The sequence below is a fragment of the Psychrobacter sp. Ps4 genome, from assembly GCF_022129285.1.
GTDB classification, from domain to species: Bacteria; Pseudomonadota; Gammaproteobacteria; order Pseudomonadales; family Moraxellaceae; genus Psychrobacter; species Psychrobacter immobilis_A.
On sequence record NZ_JADQAK010000001.1, the window covers coordinates 211,480 to 232,112 of the forward strand.

The following is a 20,633-nucleotide window of genomic DNA, read 5'->3' on the forward strand; positions in this document are numbered from 1 at the left end:
TTTTGCTTTCAATGGAATGGTCCCAGATTCTTTATGAGACCTCATTTATAGGGACATCATGGATACTCAGCACGCGTCACCATCACTTTTGCAACAGATGATTCAACAAAGTTTCTTATCTTTGTATGAATTACCAGCAGATAAAACAATCAATCCTAAGCAGTTTCAAGGTTATGATTTCGTTTTTGAGTTTTCTGGCGCTATTATTTATTTGATCGTCAATGATGTGGTGATGCAAGCGAGTAGGCAAAAAGTAGACAGCGCTCAAGTTCGTGAGTGGAGAAAAGAAGTCGTCAACCAACTAATTAAGCGTCATGCTCAGCTTTATCTAAAAAACGATAGGTCGATGGCAGAAAGTAATACCTCGACAGCTGGTAAGGATGTTTATTTCATTGGTTTGACGTCACTGTCTGTTACACATCAAGATGACAAACCACAAGCATCCTCGCATACGGTTGATTATGAATATGGTAGTCAGTTTTTTGCTGAAGACTGTGTTTTAGATCTGGATGATGAGCAGAGTGTCTTACAGGTATTTAGCCATCAAAGCTTTGTCGATATCATCAGCCAATTGGTTACGCCAAGCGATTTGTCCGCATTTTTAGACTTTCATCGCAGCCAGCTGACAGGGTTTAAGTCATTCCAAGACGAATCGACATTACTTACCCAGTTTTTACAGTCGCCTGACTTTCATCAAAGAGCGATTAGGGTGCAAGAGCAATTGATTGATAATCAGTTGATCGATCAAATTGAGCAACGTTTGCTCAAAGCTACAGAACCAGATCAGGCAGTCTTTGCCAAAGCACTCATGGCTGAGATTCAGAAAAATACTCGAATGTGGTACAAGCTGTTTAATAGTTTGATTAAAAATCATTATGAGGCAGGTCAACCCCTACCAAAAGAGCCGGTCGATATTTTGGTCGATGAGTCAATGTACACTTACGCTTGTTTGGTTGAAAAAATCTTAGCTTACAAAACGATGGATCAAGACTCTCGCTGGAATGGTTATGTTTGTCATGAGCACTCTTATCACGTGTTTGGACGCCATTATCTGCTGGTTTTCTATGCGCAAGATGATAATAGTTCGCTGAGTGCTGATAAGGTTCGCACGTCTCAACAAGACTTGTTATTGGAGCTCAATGCTCAAATACAGGATCCAGTGATGGATGATTTGTTTTTGATTGGCGTAGAGTTTAGACCTTGTGATGATAGCGTCAATACAGAGGTGTACTTGGATGCCTTTTATCAAAAAGGTCCAGTGATTGACGCCAATACTCAGCGCTTATATGAACGTTTAGCACAACTTCAAGCCCAGTTATAATCTAAACCTAATACAGCCTACTGGTTTGACACCCCATCTATATTTGTATTATTCACATTGGCATTTATTATGACGCAGCAATATCAAGTTTTAGCGCGCAAATATCGTCCCAAAAACTTTCACGAGTTGATTGGGCAAACGCATGTTTCTCAAGCATTGATTAATGCGATTGATTATAACCGTTTGCATCATGCTTACCTCTTTACGGGCACACGCGGTGTGGGTAAGACCACGATTGCGCGTATCCTATCTAAATGTTTGAACTGCGATACGGGTATTACTAGTACGCCTTGCGGTGTGTGTGATAACTGCGTGGCCATCGATCAAGGGCGATTCATCGATCTTATCGAGATTGATGCGGCATCCCGTACCAAAGTAGAAGATACACGAGAGTTGCTGGATAATGTGCCGTATGCGCCAAGTCAGGGGCGTTATAAAGTGTACCTGATTGATGAAGTACATATGTTGTCCACACACAGTTTTAATGCGCTTCTTAAAACTTTGGAAGAACCCCCTGAGCATGTAAAATTCTTACTTGCCACGACTGATCCGCAAAAATTGCCGATTACCATTATTTCGCGTTGTTTACAGTTTGTACTACGTCCGCTACCGCAAACGTTACTCAGCGAGCATTTGGCAAATGTTCTTACCCAAGAGCAGGTAGGTTATACACAGCCTGCGCTCTGGCAGTTAGCCAGCGCCGCCAAAGGCTCGGTACGTGATGCGTTGTCATTGACCGATCAGGCCATTGCTTTTGGTCAAGGTGCGCTCGATGATGTCACTGTAAACGCCATGCTTGGTTTAATTGATGCGGCTGATCTGGTCAGTTTAATTACTGATATCTATAACCATGACAAATCTGCTGTCGCGGCTCATATAGAACAAATGCGCGCGCAAATGGTTGATGCAACTAGCATGTTTGATGGTCTTACTGAATTACTGCATCAATTGGCGTTGACTCAGCTGTTGCCTGAAGTGGCATTAAATGTAAATGAGGCACAGGCGCAAGATATTAACACGCTTGCGCAGCATATGAGTCCAGACGTTCTGCAACTGTATTATGAGATTGTCGTGCAAGCACGTGAAGGTGTTAAGCTTGCGAGCACACCAATGCAAGCGCTGGAAATGTGCATTTTACGTCTGCTAGCATTTCGTCCATTGCCAGTCGATGAGATATTAAATCATACTTATGCTGGCTCTGTATCACCTGAAGTACCAGCTATAGAAGATGGGACATCTACACCTTCTACACAATCATCGAATAGCCAATCGGCTTCTGCACCGCCATTACAGTCTTATGGCGTTGATTATCAAGCACGAGATAATGATGATTTACAAGTCAAAACCTATAACAATTTTGAGCCAAGTTTGGCTCAAAATGATGAGCAAAATCATGATGTATTAGTTACTAACCCTGAACCCGTTATTGAGCCTGAACCCGTTATTGAGCCTGAACCCGTTGTTGAGCCTGAACCCGTTGTTGAGCCTGAACCCGTTATTGAGCCTGAACCCGTTATTGAGCCTGAACCCGTTGTTGAGCCTGAACCCGTTGTTGAGCCTGAACCCGTTGTTGAGCCTGATGCAAATAATTCTCAGTTAACAACGCAACTGGATGATCCTCGTACTTTGCTGCGTTGCTCACCGCAAGAACTGCTTGGTGAGTGGACACCAGAAAAATGGGATTATTGGCTACAAACGGCTCGTGAAGCGGAGATATTGGCTCAAGACGAATTGGCACTTGCGCGTCAAGGCATGATGACGGGCTTATGCGATGGCAAGGCAATATTTATAACCAGTATAGATAGTCGGCATTTACAAACTACTTTTCAGCAATTAGCGGCTAAACTGCAACAGCAGTTCACCCAAGCAGAAATTGACTTGCAAATCGATGGCAGCGTCATGCAAGCAGAGGATAAGACGCCTGAGCGTCGCCAACAAAAACGCTTGGTGCAAGCCAAAACGGTTGCAGAAGCAAGACTGCTTGCTACGCCTGTGATGCAGTATTTGAATGAGCGCGGTGAAGGAAAAATGGGTAAGGTTCAGTTGTATTAAACAGTCAGAAAAACTGTTGTTAAAATTATTTAAAAGTCTATATAGTTATTAAATACAACTTTCATATAAAATATCAAGGCGATGTTGTACTATCGCCTTGATATTTTTGTTTTTATTGCAGATTAAATGGGCTTTTTTAAACAAGAGAGAAATATTTAATAACGATAAAATAAATTAAGATTCGCTATAATGGTTAAGTTATATTAAAAACTGAAATGAAGTTTAGGTGAGAATATGTTGGATAATTTACGTGGTATGGCTGTGTTCGCCAGTGTAGTTGGACATGGCTCTTTTAGTGGCTCTGCTCGTGAGCTTGGCATTACAACCAGTGCCGTCAGTCAGCAAATCCGCTCATTAGAAAATGAGCTGGGCGTCGTGCTATTACACCGATCAACTCGTAAGCTGAGCTTAACAGAAGCTGGCGAGAGCTTTTATGAAGCCGCAAAGGATGTGGTAAGTGCTGCTGAACAAGGACGGATTAAGGTCAATCAGTTGCGTGATGAGTTGGCAGGCAGCTTACGAGTGGCGACAACACCGGAGCTTGGCGTTAATCATATTTTGCCGGCACTTTCTACGTGGATGGCGGCACATGATGATCTTAGCATTACCTATCTAGCAGACAACCACTATATTGACATGATTGATGAGCGGATCGATATTGCGATTCGTATGAGTCCATCGATTAATGACTCGAGCCTCAGCAGTCATCCATTGACCGATGTGCGCCAAATGTTGGTTGCTTCACCGCAGTACCTACGCCAACATACCAAACTGCAGACGCCTAAAGATTTGGCTGACCATCAGCTGATTTGTATTGAAATCATGAAAGATGCCAATCAAATTGATCTCATTCAGACAGAAACGGGTAAAAAGACGCGCACGAAAATGAATTCACGCATTTATACCAATAATGTCTTTATGGCGACCACCTTGGCAAAAGAAGGTCATGGCTTGGTTAGAATGATGGAAATGGACATCAAAAAAGAGCTTGAAAATGGTGACTTGGTCGAAGTGTTGACCGGTTATCAATTACCAAGTTTTGTACTATATGCCGTCACCTTAAACCGTGATCAACAGCCAGCTAAAATCACTCGCTGTTTAGAGGTGTTAAAAAAGTACTTCCATGCCAATTAGATGACGTTTGAATAATGCACCGTAGAGAGTGGTCTAAAGCCTCCAAAAGCAAAAAGCCTATAGACATATTATCTATAGGCTTTTTTAGTATTAGCGTTTAATGTAACCAATCATTTAAAATGATGGTTTTAGCAAGTCAATCAGACGCTCAGCCACTTGTGTGCTCTCATCGCGGCTCATATTAAGCGGCGGTAGCAAGCGCACAACATGCCCACCAGTGACATTGATGATTAGCTTTTGCTCATCACGTGCACGATCAACCAACTGACTACAGTCCATGTCTTCAGGTAAGGCGATACCAATCATCATACCTGCACCACGACTGCTGACACCATATTGTCCTAGTGTATCGACCAGCGTCTCTCGAATAAACAGCCCTTCGGTTACGGCATTGGTCATGATATCACTGTTAGCCAATACGTCATACACGCTATGTACCACACGACTGGCTAGCGGCGTGCCGCCATAAGTAGAACCATGGCTACCAGCACCAAACAGCCCATTAGCGCGGCCACGTACCATACACGCGCCTACTGGAAAACCGTTACCCAAGCCCTTAGCCGTCGTCAATACATCAGGACGCGCATTACTATGTTGATAAGCGAAGTATTTACCTGTACGGCCATTACCTGTTTGCACTTCATCTAGCATAAATAGCCAGTTGTGTGCTTCACACTCTGCTTGTAATTCTTCAAGATACGTAAATCCGTTGGCAGCAGTATTTAAACCCCCTTCACCTTGAATAGGCTCTACAAAGATGGCGCAAATTTCATCATGATCTTGCGCGGCTTGCTTAATCGCGGCAATATCGCCAAAGGGTACACGGATAAAGTCCTCATCTAATGTGTAAAACCCTTCACGGGCTTTTGGGTTGGCGGTGGCTGACAATGATAGTAAGGTACGACCATGGAATGACTGCTCCATAACGACGACTTTTGGGCGTTTAAAACCTTGCTGATAGGCATATAGACGCGCCAATTTGAGCGCCGCCTCGTTCGCTTCAGCACCACTATTGGCAAAAAACACACTGTCCATTTGGGCGGCTGTACATAGCACTTCACCCGCACGCTCTTGCCAGTCGATACCGAATAAATTACTGGTATGTACTAAAGTCGCTGCTTGCTGCTGAATGGCGTCAGTCACTTGCGGGTGGCAATGCCCTAAACCGCATACGGCAATACCAGTCAGCGCATCTAAATAAGGCGTGTCATCTTTGGTATATAGCCAGCTGCCTGAACCGCGTATAAAGCTGATTGGCTGACGGTTATAAGTGGGCATCAGATAAGTAGCAGACATATAAAACATCCTCAAGATGATAAATTAGTTAAAAGAGAAGGTGTTGATTATAGCTCGTCAGAAAAAGGCGTGGTTTCTGCAGGTAAGGTATAGTCTTCATTTGCCCATGCACCTAAGTCGATAAGTTTGCATTGACTGCTACAAAACGGCTTGTATTTATTGTCTTGCCATGCTGTTTTAGTGCCGCAACGTGGGCAAGGATAGGTTTTAGGGGAGCTATGGGGGGTAGATTCAGTCATGATAAGGGTGGGAGTATCCTCGATTTATTTGTATGATGAACGTCATTAGAGAGCGGCAGTCGGTAATTGCATCTATTTTCACCTCGTATACGCTTGATAGACTACGATAGCACGTTACTCGCTGTCGCTATATTACTATTGAAGTAGATTGGCTATATAATAGCATGCGCCCGAATAATGGCAAAAGACAAATACTTTAAGGATAGTAGATGACCGATAATATTGAGCTTACACATCAGCAACAGCGAGCATTTCAACCAGAAAAGCTTTCAGCACCACGTGATTTTATTATGCCAAATATCATTCACGACAATAAAAGCGCTGTCCCTTTAATATTAGAAATTGGTGCAGGGAAGGGTAAGCATGCTCTTGGTTTCGCCGCAAAAAATATCGATAAGCATCTGATTGCGATCGAACGTACGCGCAATAAGTTTGACGCTTTTGCCAAACTGGCAGTGCTACAAGATTCACCGAATTTAACCGCCATTCATGCTGATGCGATCGCATGGATTGTGCATGCCATTAAACCCAATAGTGTCAGTAAAATCTTCATACTGTACCCCAATCCTGAACAGCACAATCCCAACCAGCAATGGCTAAACATGCCTTTTTTCGAGTTTCTATTGTCGCGATTGCAAGTAGGTGGAGAAGTGGTACTAGTAACCAACATTGAAGCCTATATCAATAATGCAGAGCAGCAAGCAACGGAGATATGGTCGTTGCCTAATGAGCGCTATCAAGTCGCTGATGACAGTCAGCGCACGCATTTTGAAATAAAATATTTAGCCCGTGGAGAGGTATGCTGGGAACTTATTATGCGTAAGCCCGAGGGTTATAAAACTAGGTTTGATGAGTGGAAGGTCGACACTGTGAATCAAGTTAAATAGCCTAAGTAAATAAAATGATAAAAAATAAAACCGCCACAAAAGGGCGGTTAAAAAATTACTTACTATTAGAGAAAATTTTCTTCAATCAAAACTACAAATAAGGTTTTACTAAAGTATCCGGATCAGTATAAGCATCAAGCACCGTCAAAAAGGTATAAGCACCAATAAATTTTCGACTAATAAACATAAATTCTTTTGGTGGTAAGTTAAACTCAAAAGACTGCATCGCTTTTGTGGCTTGTGTTGAGAGGCGAGAGTGGAGTTTGCTGTTCGCCCAAATATAACGGTCGTCCTTATCTAGACAATCGCTAGGAATATCAGGATTGGTCGCCGGATCACTAAACGGTTCGGTTGCCAATAAAAATAGTGACGCCATATCAGAGCGTACTTTATCACTCATACTATCAAAGAAGTCATAACCCGTCATCGCAAGCATCATCGCCTGATGATCATGGCGGTAACCAGCTTTTAGTAAGCCATGCGCAATGGTCAAAAGGTTGTTATCAAATTGACGAATAGCACCAAAATCTAATAATACTAATTTATCGATATCGCCTTCATTTTCACTGACACGAACCAGATAATTACCAAAGTTGGGGTCTGTCTGCATTTCGCCCCACACAAAAATCTCTTGCATCATGATTTCGATGGCTGCCTGACCAATAGCGTTACGACGCTCATGAGGTAATAATTGTAATGCCTCAGAAACTACGGTAATACCTGGCTCATAAGACATACAGAGTAGACGTTTTTTGGAATAAGTGCGATTAATCTTGGGCACTATGTAACGCGGATCATTACTCAGACGGTCATAAAATCGTTCTGTCGTCGCGGCTTCAGCTTCATAGTCCACTTCATGATGGAGTAGGTCACGTATCTCTTCGAACCAAGCATCGAGCGAACGGGTCTGCGGAACGATATTACTTACTCTTAATAGTTGCTTAAATAAAGCAAGATCTGAGTTGATTGCATCAGCAACACCCGGATACTGAATTTTTAATACAACTTGCTCGCCAGTTGCAATCACCGTAGCGCGATGAACTTGAGCGAGAGACGCAGTGCCTATAGGAACCGTATCAACATCTAATTCATGTAGTTTTTCACCCAATAATTGCTGTAGGGTTTGTTGCATGGTTGGCCATGATAACGTAGCGGTATCATCATTGAGCGTTTGCAAAGCACGGGTGATTTCTGGTGGTAAAATATGTTCGCCATAAATCGCTAGCATTTGACCAATTTTGACGACCGAACCTTTTAGCTTACCTAGCTCTTCTGCGAGGTAGTTTGCTTGGGCTTCCATAAATACTTGGTTGCGTGCTGTGCGAGCTTCTTTATTTAAGAAAATGCCAGACACACTATTACCCGCCCAGCGGCGACCAATATTTAAGGAAGTTTTAGCAATCGACATTCGTCTATCAAACCCTGAGGTTTTTAAGTTATCGATGGATTGCTTGGTGCTAGAAGGTTTAGACGTATCATTTGCCATAAATATAATCATTCATCCAGTTGGTATTGATTTGTGGGTTCAAAACCTACAATACAAGGGAGATGCGATGTACGGGTACAAAATTGTATCATATAAAGCACATTTGGTTGATGAGCCTAAGCTTGCCAATAGCAGTTACTTTGTAAGCCGCAGTATATATTTGCAGATTATAACTTCGTAAAAAATAATATCAAAAAATAAGACCTAGCATGATACTAGGTCGAATTATAAAAGCTAAGAGTAATTTGCTTTATCAGACTAAAACTGCGAATAGCTCTCGCCTGAGTAATATTGATTTTTAACTGTTTTCACGAGCAATGGCGTGATGACCAATATCACGGCGATACTGTGCACCATCAAAACTAATCGCACCTGTTACCGCAAGTGCGGCTTGCTGAGCATCTGAAATACTATCTGCAAGAGCAGTCACGCATAATACACGTCCGCCATTCGTCACTACTTCTTTTTCACGGTCTATGGCATCGCTGTCAGAAAAAGCAGTGCCAGCATGGAAGACTTTGACAGCGTTGTCATTATTATCATCTAGTTCTGGCAAGCCAGCAATCACATCACCTTTTGATGATGTTTCAGGATAGCCTTTTGAAGCAATGACGATACCGAGGGCAGGGCGGCTGTCCCATTGAGCATCACTAGGCAACTGTCCTGCTAGACCTTGTGCCACCAAATCTACCATTGATGATTGTAAACGCATTAAGATAGGCTGAGTTTCTGGATCACCAAAACGGCAGTTAAATTCGATCACATAAGGGTCACCTGCTTCATCAATCATGAGACCTGCATATAAAAATCCCGTATAAGGGTGACCCGCATTATTCATTGCATCAACCACTGGTTGAATGACTTGGGTCATGACTTTTTCATGGACATCTTGAGTGACCACTGGCGCAGGAGAGTATGCTCCCATACCGCCTGTGTTCGGACCTGTATCGCCTTCAAAAGCCCGTTTATGGTCTTGGCTTGTTGCCATTGGCAAGATATTTTTACCATCAATCATGCAGATAAAGCTGGCTTCTTCACCTTGCAAAAATTGCTCAATCACCACGCGGCTGCCTGCATCACCAAACTTATTGTCCGCAAGCATATCATCGATGGCCTCATATGCCTGTTCGATAGTTTCTGCAACGATGACCCCTTTGCCAGCGGCAAGGCCATCAGCTTTGATAACGATGGGTGCACCTTGTTCATCGATATAAGCTTTGGCAGCTACTGCTTCGGTGAAGCCTTTGTAGGCTGCGGTAGGGATATTGTTTTGCTCCATAAATTCTTTGGCGAAGGTTTTGGAACCTTCTAATTGCGCACAGTATGCTGTTGGTCCCCACGCTTGAATCCCAGCATCGCGGCAAGCATCAACGATACCAGTGACCAAAGGCGCTTCTGGTCCAACAATGACCATATCAATGGCATTGTTTTGGCAAAAATCGATGATTGCACTATGTTCACTAGCGTTCTCGTCAGTAGATATTAGTACAACGTTTTGGCATTTAGGTTCAAGCGCTGTACCAGCATTACCAGGCGCGACGTAGACATTATTGACCTTGTCGTCTTTTGCACATTGCCATGCTAGCGCGTGTTCGCGACCACCTGAACCAATCACCAAAATATTCATCATACGTCTTGCCCTTAGCATTAAAGTTAATTATGAGTTAGCCACACACTCTCAAATATACTGGCATATTCTAACAAAAAAGTCGTACCGATTGCCATGAGTATCCACTTGCCAGCAATTAATCATCAATAAACGGAAAAACCTGTCTCATGAGCAAATGTTATCGACATGTTGCTGATTCATGAAATGATGTTGTACGCTTTAGCTGGCGCGCTATGTACGTTACACTTCACTAAATTAATGGTATTAAATCCCAATTGCGACATATTCCTAAAAATAAGGGTTAAAAAAGGAGAGAAACTTAAAATATCAAGAAAAAACAGAATAAATTGCGTAAATGGATATACTGCTCCGCAGCACCAATAATGTTTCACATATTTATGCGCTGCCATTAGTTAGTACGAATTAATAAACTTAAATAAATGATAAATTAAATCTATAAAAAAGGATGAAGGACATGCCAAACTCCCTCAGTATCGCAAAAGAGCGCATCAGCCAGATAAGCGATATTGCTACCAGTTATGTACAAAAAGACAAATCATTATTTGATCATTTTATTCATAGCTATTATCAGCCATTGCACGCAGAGGCAGCTGAGACTATCAGTAATGCTGACCTAGCGGGCATGGCATTACATCATTTTACGTTGCTCCAAGCCTATGATGGCAGCAAGCCACAACTGAAGGTGCTGAACCCCAAAGCAGAAGAGCAGCATTTTCATAGCTCACATACGGTTATTCAAATTGTTGCCTATGACAGACCGTTTTTAGTCGATACGATTTTGATGAGTCTTGAGTCTGAAGGTATCGATGTTCATCGTACTTATAACATCATTGTCAGTGTTGCACGTGATGATAATGGTCATATTACTCATGTCGAAGGCGCACATGAAAGCGCGACCTCTCATTTGTCTTTGATTCATTGTGAAATTGCCTATCAAGATGATGAAGATCTGGCTGCATTACAGCAAATGTTATTGGCAAAAATTGATACGCTAGATACAGTCGTTGGCGATTGGAAGCAGATGCGTGCGCAGTTGACGGATATCAAAGCTGAGCTATCAAACAAGCCGCTGCCAGAAGTTTTTTACTCGCAGCAAGAAATACAAGCATTTTTAGATTGGATATTAGACGATCATTTTATATTCTTGGGTTATCGTGAATACCGTTTGGAAGGCGGGCAGGCTGTCGAAGTGAATGCTGAACCTGCTGATTTAGATTTATTCGCCATTGGTAATAGCGGTCTTGGTCTATTACGCGGTGCCGAAGAAGATAAACTGTCAGAAAGTTTTAGCCAATTGCCAAAAGTATTAAAGCAACTATTGACTGAACCGCGCGTATTGATGTTGTCCAAATCAAGCCGTGTATCGCCTGTGCATCGTCCCGTATATATGGACTTTTTAGGTATTCATAAATTTGATGATAGTGGTAAGCTGGTTGGTGAATATCGATTTATTGGTCTATTGACCTCACAAGCGTATCAACTAACGGTACAGCAAATTCCGCTATTACGTGACAAAGCCAATAAGATTATGGCGATGGCAGAACTGCCGCGTGACGGTCATGCGCACCATAAAATGATGCATGTGATTAACACCTTACCGCGTGACGACCTCTTTCAAGCCAGCGTTGAAGAGCTATATCCTATCGTTTCTGGTATCAGCCAGTTGCAAGATAAAAAGAGCCTGCGCCTATTCAGCCGTGTGGATCATTATCAGCGTTTTGTCTCATGTTTGGTCTATATCCCGCGCGACAAGTTCAATACAGAGCTACGTATCAAAGTACAGAACGTCCTAAAAGAAGCCTACGGTGGCACATCATCAGGCTTTACCACAGAATTCAATGAATCAGCTCACGCACGTGTGCATGTCCATGTACGTACAGTGCCAGGTCAAGTGAAAGACGTCGATACTGCTGCACTTGAAGCCAAACTATCTGCTTTAATGCAATCATGGAGCGACAGCTATCAAAAAATGCTGCTGGATAATGTCGGTGAACAACAAGCCAATGCTTTAAACCGTCGCTTTTTGAATTATATCCCTGCGGCTTATCAAGAGCGTTTTGATGCCCGTACTGCGGTTGAAGACACCAAGCGTTTGGCTGTATTGACAGCAGAACAGCCGATGATTTGGCATTTATACCAATCAACCGGCGACGCAAGCAATCAATTACACCTAAAACTGTATGGTCGTGAACAGCCTGTTATTTTATCCAAAGTCCTGCCAATCCTTGAAAACTTTGGTGTGTCTGTCATTTCAGCACAAACCTATGAGTTTGATTTGCCAGAGCAGCCCATTTGGATGCAAGAGTATGAGTTAACACTGGAGCATGTCGATACTGTCAACATGCAAGTGGTGCGTGGTCAGTTTGAAGACAGTCTCAAGCAGATTTGGGCGGGACATGTCGAGAGTGACTCCTTTAACGAATTGGTATTAACGACCAATTTAGACACTTATGATGTGGTGGTACTACGAGCATTGTCACGCTATATGATGCAAGCGAAAGCACCATTCTCTAGTACGTATATTCAGCAAACGGTAGTAAAAAATAGCGACATTAGCGTGGCGCTCGGTAGTCTGTTTGATGCCCGTATGAACCCTAAGTACAGTGAAGATGAGCGCACAGAAAAAACCGCTCAGATTCACCAGCAAATCATGGCTGCATTGGCAGGTGTGGATAGCTTGGATGAAGACCGTATCTTACGCTGGTACTTAGATTTAATTAACGCCATGGTACGCACCAACTTCTATCAAACCGATAGCGATGGTCAGCGTAAAGATCGTTTATCGTTTAAGTTTTTGGCAGCAGATATTCCTAATCTACCAAAACCAAAGCCGATGTTTGAGATATTCGTGTATTCGCCGCGTGTTGAAGCGGTGCATTTGCGCGGTGGTAAAGTGGCCCGTGGTGGTCTGCGCTGGTCGGATCGTATGGAAGATTTCCGCACCGAAGTGCTTGGTTTGGTCAAAGCACAAATGGTCAAAAACGCGGTGATTGTTCCTGTTGGTTCAAAAGGCGGCTTTATCGTCAAAACCAAAACCATGGCAGATGGTCGCGACGTATTGCAAGCCGAAGGCATTGCTTGTTATCAAGCATTCCTACGCGGCATGCTCGATGTGACGGATAATATCGTTGATGGCAAAATTGTCCCGCCAGCCAACACCGTGCGTCATGATGAAGATGATCCGTACTTAGTGGTCGCGGCTGATAAAGGAACCGCCAGCTTCTCTGATATTGCCAATGCCTTGTCTGCTGAATATGACTTCTGGCTCGACGATGCCTTTGCTTCAGGTGGCTCAGTTGGTTACGATCACAAAGCCATGGGTATCACTGCACGCGGTGGTTGGGAATCGGTCAAACGCCACTTCCGTATGCGCGGCATGGACATTCAGAACCGTGATAACTTTACCGTGGTTGGTATTGGTGATATGAGCGGTGACGTATTCGGCAATGGTATGCTGCTATCAACCCATACCCAGCTGGTCGCCGCATTTAACCATCTACATATCTTTATTGATCCTAATCCAGATGCTGCTGCTTCACACGCAGAACGTGCCCGCTTATTTGACATGCCGCGTTCGACGTGGGATGACTATGAAAAGTCGCTTATTAGCCAAGGAGGTGGCGTTTTCTCCCGCCAAGATAAGAGCATCACGCTCAGTGCTGAGATGAAACAGCGTTTTGATATCGCTGAAGACAGCATGGCACCCAATGAGTTAATCAGTGCGTTGTTAAAATCGCCTGTTGATCTCATTTGGAATGGCGGTATCGGTACTTATGTGAAAAGCGTGAATGAGAGCCATGCTGATGTCGGCGACCGTGCCAATGACGCAGTACGGGTCAACGGCAATGAGCTACGTACGGCCATCGTTGGTGAAGGTGGTAACTTAGGCTTTACCCAGCAAGGGCGTATCGAATATGCACAAACAGGCGGTCGCATTTATACCGACGCTATCGATAACTCAGGCGGCGTAAACTGCTCAGATCATGAAGTCAATATCAAAATTTTACTTGGCAAAGTGGTCGAGCAAGGCGACATGACTTTAAAGCAGCGTAATGAGTTGCTTGAGAGCATGACTGATAGCGTGGCAGAACTGGTATTGCGTCAAAATTACCTTCAGCCACAAGCGATCGAGCTTAGCCACATTCGTGCGGCGGCTAACTTAAGCGATCATCAACGTTTTATTCAGATGTTAGAAGGTGAAGGGCGTCTTGATCGGGCGATTGAATATCTGCCATCAGATGAAGAAATTGCCAAACGTCAAAAAGCAGATACTGGCTTGACCAACCCTGAGCTGGCAGTTGTCATGGCTTATGGCAAAATGTGGGTGTATGACAACTTGTTATCATCAGACTTGCCAGATGATGCGTACTTTATCAATGAGCTGCGCAAGTATTTCCCTGATGAGCTGGCGACGCGGTTCTTTGATGAGATGACTGAACATCGCTTACATCGTGAGATTATCAGCACCTATTTGACCAATAGTGTGGTCAATCGTTTGGGTATTGAAGCACTGTTCCGTCTTTATGAGGAAACAGACCAATCGCTTGCGACCATCGTACGTGGTTATGCGATTAGCCGTGATGTCTTCAATGTGTCAAAAGCTTGGAACACCCTTGAAGCACTGGACAATCAAGTCGATGCTACATTACTGCTAACTCTTGAGCTGCGTCTACGTGACGCGCTTGAGCAAGGTGTGGTTTGGTTTATCAATGCCTTTGGTCAAGAATTGCAAGTCGCTGATATGATTAGTCGCTTTAGTGATAGTGTTGAGAAATTAACCAAATCAGGCGGCTTTATTGAGCAACAATTTGCAGAATACTTGCAAGAAGATACCACTAGCCTGATGCAGAATGATTTGTCTAATAGTGATGCCGCATTGTTTGCGATGCTGCCTTATCATGTTGATGCACTTGATGCCGCACTGCTCGCTGAGCAATATGAGCGTCCTGTTGATGAGATTGCAACGTTGTACTTTGATGCCTATCACGTCTTACAGTTAGATTGGATGATGGACAACATCGCAACGTTACCACAGCAAGACTACTGGGATCGCCGCGCACGTCATGCGTTGATGAATGAGCTGTCACGTAGCTTGCGTCTACTAATGGATGCGGTATTATCAAAACCAGATGCCAAGCAAGCATTTGGTGAATGGCGTTCACGCCACTTAGATCATCTGGAGTCTGTCACCACAGAGATGAGCAAGTTAGATAATCTGCATAGCAATGATGAAAATGGTCAAATTGGTCTTTCAACGTTGTCAGTATTGATGAGTGAGCTAAGCGGTTTAGTCACTAAGTAACTAAACTAACTAAGTAGTCATTCAATAAACAACAAGATAAAGATCTTTTCAAAAAAACCACCGTTATTAATTAACGGTGGTTTTTTATCTTCTAATGCTCGAATGATAAATAGGAGCATTAAAATAGAAGCAGTAAAAATGATAAAAGCGCTACTCTAACGTTATCAATGTATTTAAACGCCGCATTTTACCATTCTTTTCAAGCCATACTTTATCCGCATCATCACGATAACTGTCAAATTGGGGTTTTAGTGTTACTTCACCTTTATCATTAATAATCCCAAACTTACCCGCTTGCTTATAAGTATAGAGCTGATGATATAGCAGTTTTCTAATCGGTGCGTCTGATGCGAGGATTAACTTACCATTAGCGTCGATAATTTGAGCGCTAATAATATCCTCTTGAATATCTTCACTCATGCCAGTAGCGGTGCTACCAGCAACTAACGTGCTGCGTAAAAATAGTAGCGGCTTGGTAGAATTATTAAAAGATTCGATATGTTGGTTGGCAGCGAGTGGAATGATGACATCATTGTTTTGGTCAATAAGCGCCGTTTTATTTTTAAAGCTGACCTGCAGGTATAATGGCTCGCCTGTACAGGCATTTAACGGATGAATCGCATCATATTGCGGCATTACAGCCCAGTAGCCTCTATCATCAAGCAATCCTGTTAGCTCGTTATTGTTAGTAACTATAAAATAATCTTGGGCAGAATCGTAATGCGCATGCTCGATATGAGCATTGTCTAACGGATAAACCCAGCCGCCATGGCGATTGATAATACCCTGTTTGGTGGCATTGCGAGCATCATCTGATGACTTAACGCTGACAATAAAGCTGGTCGTTATATCAGGTTCAGTTTGAATATCGTCATACTCAAAAGGCACAATTATCTTGCCAGCTGCGTTTACGACACCATATTTTCCGTTTTTCTGAGCCAATAAATACTTATCCATCAATATATAGCCGTCTGTCAATCCATCGAGAATAACGGTGCCATTTAAATCTTGTAGCTGCTGCGACCCATCTGTTAATTCGACTAACTTGCCAGCAAAGGGTACGTTAGTTTCAATACGCTCAAAATAGCTATTCGGTAAATAACCAGCGCAGCTGATGGTTGCCTGAGCGGTGCCAGTCGCGATAACCAAGACTCCAACTAAAACAACGGGCAGGGCGTTAGCAATCTTTGCGTTACCCACACTCTGTATAACCCTACTTAGCATCATAATAATATCATCATAGTCCTTTCATCTCTTTCACACTTTAAACAGCATCTTTAGTGGTGACTCTACTACAGCCTTGACCACTTATTTCACTATAACCACCTGAGAGCTTCTTCACGTGAATTTGGGTAAAAATGCGTGCTTTCAGCGCTTGCACATGAGAGATGATACCAATGATTTTACCTTCTTGTTGCAAGTTGGTTAAGGTGTCGAGGGCAATATCTAATGACTCCTCATCAAGCGTGCCAAAACCTTCATCCAAAAACAGTGAATCGACCCGCGTATTTTGGCTGGCCATTTGTGATAAGCCAAGCGCTAGAGCGAGACTGATAATAAAACCTTCGCCACCTGATAGGTTCTTGGTACTACGAATATCACCGCCTTGATAATTATCAATAACGTTGAGCTCTAGCGGATTATTAATATCGGGTGTTAGCAAATAGCGGTCACTCATTTTCTTCAATTGAATATTGGCATGGTCAATCATAATTTTAAAGGTTAAACCTTGTGCAAAATTGCGATATTTTTTACCATCTGCTGAACCGATAAGCTCATACAGCTGCTGCCACACTTGTAAGGCTTCTTTTTGAGCATTTATGGCAATATTTTGCGTTGTTTGCGCCACTTTTTGTTGTTCATTGTCTATTAGTCGCTGCTTAATTGCCCCAATTGCGCCCAATCGCTGCTCATTCTCTAACTTGAGTTCAGTATGCTTACTGGCAAGACTGTCTCGATTCTCATCTGTCAGCTCAGTTAATGCCAAAGATACCTTTTCATCGAATGCATGCTGCGTCTGTTTTAATTGCATGTTGGCATGATTTAAAGCCTGTTCAATAGAGGCGTATTGCTGTTGGAGCGTATCACGTGTCGCTTTCGGCAGACGAGCGTTAAAAAAATCAGTTTCAGTATCGAACTGCGATTGTATTAACACGCTTGAAAACTCACTTTCCTGTGTGCTAAGCGTGATAGAAATCTTACTAAGATCAGTTGATAGTTGTTGGGCACGATTCTGTAGTTGCAACAGCAACTGCTCGTTATTATCTCGTTGCCTTTGTGCTTCTACCTTTTTGGACTTCGCGTTATCAAGTGCTGTATGCAAACGATTGCTTTCTTCATCAGGATCTTTATCAGTGAATTTCTGTGTTCTATCGTCTTGTAATTGCTTAAGCGCTGTTGTTTGTTCTTCGATACTGTTGTTAAGCTTATTAAGCTCAGTATTTTCATTATCCAACTGTACTTGCTTGGCCTCAATTAGAGTGGTTAATTTACTACTTTCCGTTTGTAAGGTTTGGGCGCTGTCTTTTTGAGCATGAAAGTACTGTTTCAGCTGTTTTAAACCCAAACTTAGCTGGCGCAAATGACCAATATATGTATCACTATCCTGTTGATTAACAACTATTTTATCTTGAATGCTATTGTTTAATATTGATAAAGTATTTTTTATTGCAGTAGAATCTGTTATTACACTATGGGTTGAATCATTATCAGATATCTTGCTTAAATGATTTTGATATTGATCAGCCGGATAGGTTTCTACCACAGTCGCTACCGCAGCTATTACTGTGGTCAGCTCCACAAAACTTGCCTGTAGCACGCGATCTATGTCGTCTATTCGTTGAGTGTTGAGCCTAATATCAGTGGTTATCTTATGATTATCATTATGATAGTGCTGCTGTTGTTTTTGAGTATTATCAAGCGCTTCGGTCGTCTCAGACAGTGTTTGAGTGAAGCTGTCATATTGGTTAAGCGTACTTTTGATCCTTTCTTTTTCTTGGCTCAGTGCTGCTTTAACATCGTTGACGGTAGATAATAAATGGCTAAGCAACTGTGGGTCTGTGCTTATACTGTCGGCAGCATCGCCAGCTAAATACTGAGTAACTGACAGTATTTTATTATTCATATCACTTATAGGCTGAACAATAGTGTTGATAGCAGTGTCAGTGTCAGTGTCAGAATTGATATTATTTTCGATATAGCTATTGATATCGCTACAAAGCGTTTGCGCTTGCATGCGTAATGTGGCGAGTTGATTGCTTTCATTTTGCAGCTGGTTTTGTTTGCCAGCATATTGACTTTGACAATCTGATAATTCGTGCGTCATATTATCTATACGCATATCAATATTAATAATCTGTTGCCGTGTTTGTTCCGTTAATGAGGTCTCATGTTGGCTATTATGACTTTCTAATAGTGGGTGCTGCTGTCCGTAGGGGTGTTCAAGCGCTCCGCATAATGGACATGGCATGCCATCCTGTAACTCGATAATATAATTCTCAAGATTAGCAACTTTCTGTAGTGCTTCAAGATAGTCTTGCTTGTCTTGGCGTTGAGTTTTTTCGCCTTTAATAGCTGATTCATGATTAGTTATTATATCTCTAAGCGTATTCAATGCTTGTTGGATATCTGGCACAGCTGCGCTAACAATAGTTATTCTTTCTGAAACGTCAGCCAGTTGCTGGAGTCCAAGGCGTATTTGTTCACTGTGCTGAGTAAGCGTGTCTATATAATCAATATCAGCACGTAGCTCATTTGGTGACTTATCTTCTAATAATGCCGTTTGCTGCTGTTGTAATTCTTTAAGTACTTGTTGTTTTTGCTCAATAAGCTTGTTATCTGCTTCTTGTTGCTGATTGAGAGTCGAAAGTTGTTGTTGCAACTGGCTATTTGAGTGTTGATACGCCTGTTTATTGTCACTTGATTGAATATTGCTCTGTAGCAATGATTTCATACGAGTGCAATTATTATTAAAGGTAATAATATCGCTATCAATATTATTTAGCGCACTACGCTCGCCTAGATAGCTTGCGATACGAGTCAGCTCGCTCTTAATATCTTGCTCTGCTGTTTGATGTATCATTATTTCTTGTGATAAGCGCTGGATACTCGATGATAAGATGTTTTTGCGCTGATTATCAGCGGCTAACGTATGTGTGTGCTGCTGTATTTTGGTATCGATTTTTCGCACGCTATCGATGATGGGCTGGGTATCGCGTAGCTCATTTTCCAGTTGGGATTCAGAGGTATTGGCAACGTTAAAAGTCGTGGTCGCTTGCTCTAATAATGTTGTTTGAGTAGGGATTTTATCAAGTAAATCCTGTTGTTCATTGCTGAGTTGTTTGCTTATATCACGACTGTGCGTCAGTGCTTGAAAAGCGCCTTCAATCTCAAGCGCCTTATTGGCCGCATTTAGACGCAAAGCATTGGGAACAAAGTCTTGCTCATCTTGTGTGGCGTTGGTCAGTGCGGTGAGATTTTGCGCTAAGCTTTGCTTTAATTTCGCAACGTCATCTAGCCAGCCCAGTTGCTTAGTGATGGTATCAAAGTCTTGCTGCTGCGTTGTTTGTAAGCTTTGCTGCGTTTGTAGTTCTGTTATCAGTTGTGCTTCGTTTTCAGCACTCAATAAGGGTAAGCTATCCACACCAGCTTGCAATTTAGCAAGCTCATGCTCCTTATCCCGTTTTTTCTCAAAGACATTTTTAGATATTTGCGCATAAATATCAGTGCCAGTTATTTTCTCTAAAATAGCGGCTCTTTCCCATGTATCTGATTTTAAAAAAGCAGCAAAACCACCTTGCGCCAACATAATTGAGCGCGTAAATTGGCTAAAATCCATGCCAATGAGTTCTTTGATAAACGGCGCTGTTTTAGACTTAGCATCCTCTAAGATATCACCTGTTTCAACGTCACTGATCTCATGGATAATAGAGGCAAGCTTGCCTTTGGGTTTTTTATGCGCGCGATGCTGATACCAAAAGCAGCGATAATGCTTACCGCCAATTTCTATAACCACTTCAGCTGAACACTCGCCAGTACCTTGGGTCATCATCTCATTAGATGCACCTGTGATATCACCCAGTCTCGGAGTCTGACTGTATAGCGCTAAGCAAATCGCATCCAAAATGGTAGTCTTGCCAGCGCCAGTATGTCCGGTAATGGCAAAAATACCTTCGCTAATAAAAGCGGGGTCGGTGAAGTCAATAAGCCACTCGCCTTTGAGCGAGTTTAGGTTTTTTAGGCGTAATTCTATTAGGCGCATGGCAGGGTCTTATAAAATTTGGTAGT

Annotated in this window: 11 protein-coding genes; 5 read left to right on the forward strand and 6 right to left on the reverse strand. The window is 42.6% G+C overall.

The features are described from left to right. The first annotated feature begins 58 nt into the window (after window positions 1–58). The 3 genes from I3252_RS00875 (at window position 59) to I3252_RS00885 (ending at window position 4,507) form a co-directional block, all read left to right on the forward strand. Window positions 59–1,321, forward strand: a complete 1,263-nt coding sequence (locus tag I3252_RS00875; RefSeq protein ID WP_238033920.1) for a hypothetical protein — start codon at window positions 59–61, stop codon at window positions 1,319–1,321. 69 nt (window positions 1,322–1,390) lie between these two features. After that, the gene (dnaX, locus tag I3252_RS00880) at window positions 1,391–3,373 is read left to right on the forward strand and encodes a DNA polymerase III subunit gamma/tau (protein ID WP_238033921.1); all 1,983 of its coding nucleotides are present in this window, start codon (window positions 1,391–1,393) and stop codon (window positions 3,371–3,373) included. A 234-nt stretch (window positions 3,374–3,607) separates the two neighbouring features. Continuing rightward, window positions 3,608–4,507 carry a LysR family transcriptional regulator gene (locus tag I3252_RS00885; RefSeq protein WP_045448120.1) on the forward strand — a complete coding sequence of 300 codons (900 nt, stop codon included), beginning with the start codon at window positions 3,608–3,610 and terminating at the stop codon, window positions 4,505–4,507. 114 nt (window positions 4,508–4,621) lie between these two features. Here the strand turns inward: I3252_RS00885 and I3252_RS00890 are convergent, their stop codons facing one another. Further along, window positions 4,622–5,803: an aspartate aminotransferase family protein gene (locus tag I3252_RS00890; RefSeq protein ID WP_238033922.1), complete on the reverse strand. Its 1,182-nt coding sequence runs from the start codon at window positions 5,801–5,803 to the stop codon at window positions 4,622–4,624. A gap of 47 nt (window positions 5,804–5,850) precedes the next feature. Then, complete coding sequence (locus I3252_RS00895; RefSeq protein ID WP_201540852.1) at window positions 5,851–6,042, reverse strand: DNA gyrase inhibitor YacG; 192 nt, start codon at window positions 6,040–6,042, stop codon at window positions 5,851–5,853. A gap of 209 nt (window positions 6,043–6,251) precedes the next feature. Between I3252_RS00895 and I3252_RS00900 the strand changes: the two genes are divergently transcribed. Then, on the forward strand, window positions 6,252–6,929 hold the full coding sequence (locus tag I3252_RS00900) for an SAM-dependent methyltransferase (RefSeq protein ID WP_238033923.1): 678 nt from the start codon (window positions 6,252–6,254) through the stop codon (window positions 6,927–6,929). A 91-nt stretch (window positions 6,930–7,020) separates the two neighbouring features. Here the strand turns inward: I3252_RS00900 and I3252_RS00905 are convergent, their stop codons facing one another. Continuing rightward, window positions 7,021–8,415 carry an AarF/ABC1/UbiB kinase family protein gene (locus I3252_RS00905; protein WP_238033924.1) on the reverse strand — a complete coding sequence of 465 codons (1,395 nt, stop codon included), beginning with the start codon at window positions 8,413–8,415 and terminating at the stop codon, window positions 7,021–7,023. A gap of 298 nt (window positions 8,416–8,713) precedes the next feature. After that, on the reverse strand, window positions 8,714–10,042 hold the full coding sequence (gene purD, locus I3252_RS00910) for a phosphoribosylamine--glycine ligase (protein ID WP_238033985.1): 1,329 nt from the start codon (window positions 10,040–10,042) through the stop codon (window positions 8,714–8,716). Between the two features lie 457 nt (window positions 10,043–10,499). On the opposite strand from purD, the gene I3252_RS00915 reads away from it, so the two are divergent. Then, window positions 10,500–15,347, forward strand: coding sequence for an NAD-glutamate dehydrogenase (locus I3252_RS00915; protein WP_238033925.1), 4,848 nt, complete (start codon window positions 10,500–10,502; stop codon window positions 15,345–15,347). A gap of 150 nt (window positions 15,348–15,497) precedes the next feature. Here the strand turns inward: I3252_RS00915 and I3252_RS00920 are convergent, their stop codons facing one another. Then, complete coding sequence (locus I3252_RS00920; protein WP_238033926.1) at window positions 15,498–16,547, reverse strand: WG repeat-containing protein; 1,050 nt, start codon at window positions 16,545–16,547, stop codon at window positions 15,498–15,500. 64 nt (window positions 16,548–16,611) lie between these two features. Next, complete coding sequence (locus I3252_RS00925; protein WP_238033927.1) at window positions 16,612–20,607, reverse strand: AAA family ATPase; 3,996 nt, start codon at window positions 20,605–20,607, stop codon at window positions 16,612–16,614. Window positions 20,608–20,633: the final 26 nt, after the last annotated feature.

What these genes read in the sequence shown, in the direction of transcription:
- I3252_RS00875 (WP_238033920.1), top strand. Translation starts at nt 59, where the DNA reads ATGGATACTCAGCACGCGTCACCATCACTTTTGCAACAGATGATTCAA.
- dnaX (WP_238033921.1), top strand. Translation starts at nt 1,391, where the DNA reads ATGACGCAGCAATATCAAGTTTTAGCGCGCAAATATCGTCCCAAAAAC.
- I3252_RS00885 (WP_045448120.1), top strand. Translation starts at nt 3,608, where the DNA reads ATGTTGGATAATTTACGTGGTATGGCTGTGTTCGCCAGTGTAGTTGGA.
- I3252_RS00890 (WP_238033922.1), bottom strand. Translation starts at nt 5,803, where the DNA reads ATGTCTGCTACTTATCTGATGCCCACTTATAACCGTCAGCCAATCAGC.
- I3252_RS00895 (WP_201540852.1), bottom strand. Translation starts at nt 6,042, where the DNA reads ATGACTGAATCTACCCCCCATAGCTCCCCTAAAACCTATCCTTGCCCA.
- I3252_RS00900 (WP_238033923.1), top strand. Translation starts at nt 6,252, where the DNA reads ATGACCGATAATATTGAGCTTACACATCAGCAACAGCGAGCATTTCAA.
- I3252_RS00905 (WP_238033924.1), bottom strand. Translation starts at nt 8,415, where the DNA reads ATGGCAAATGATACGTCTAAACCTTCTAGCACCAAGCAATCCATCGAT.
- purD (WP_238033985.1), bottom strand. Translation starts at nt 10,042, where the DNA reads ATGAATATTTTGGTGATTGGTTCAGGTGGTCGCGAACACGCGCTAGCA.
- I3252_RS00915 (WP_238033925.1), top strand. Translation starts at nt 10,500, where the DNA reads ATGCCAAACTCCCTCAGTATCGCAAAAGAGCGCATCAGCCAGATAAGC.
- I3252_RS00925 (WP_238033927.1), bottom strand. Translation starts at nt 20,607, where the DNA reads ATGCGCCTAATAGAATTACGCCTAAAAAACCTAAACTCGCTCAAAGGC.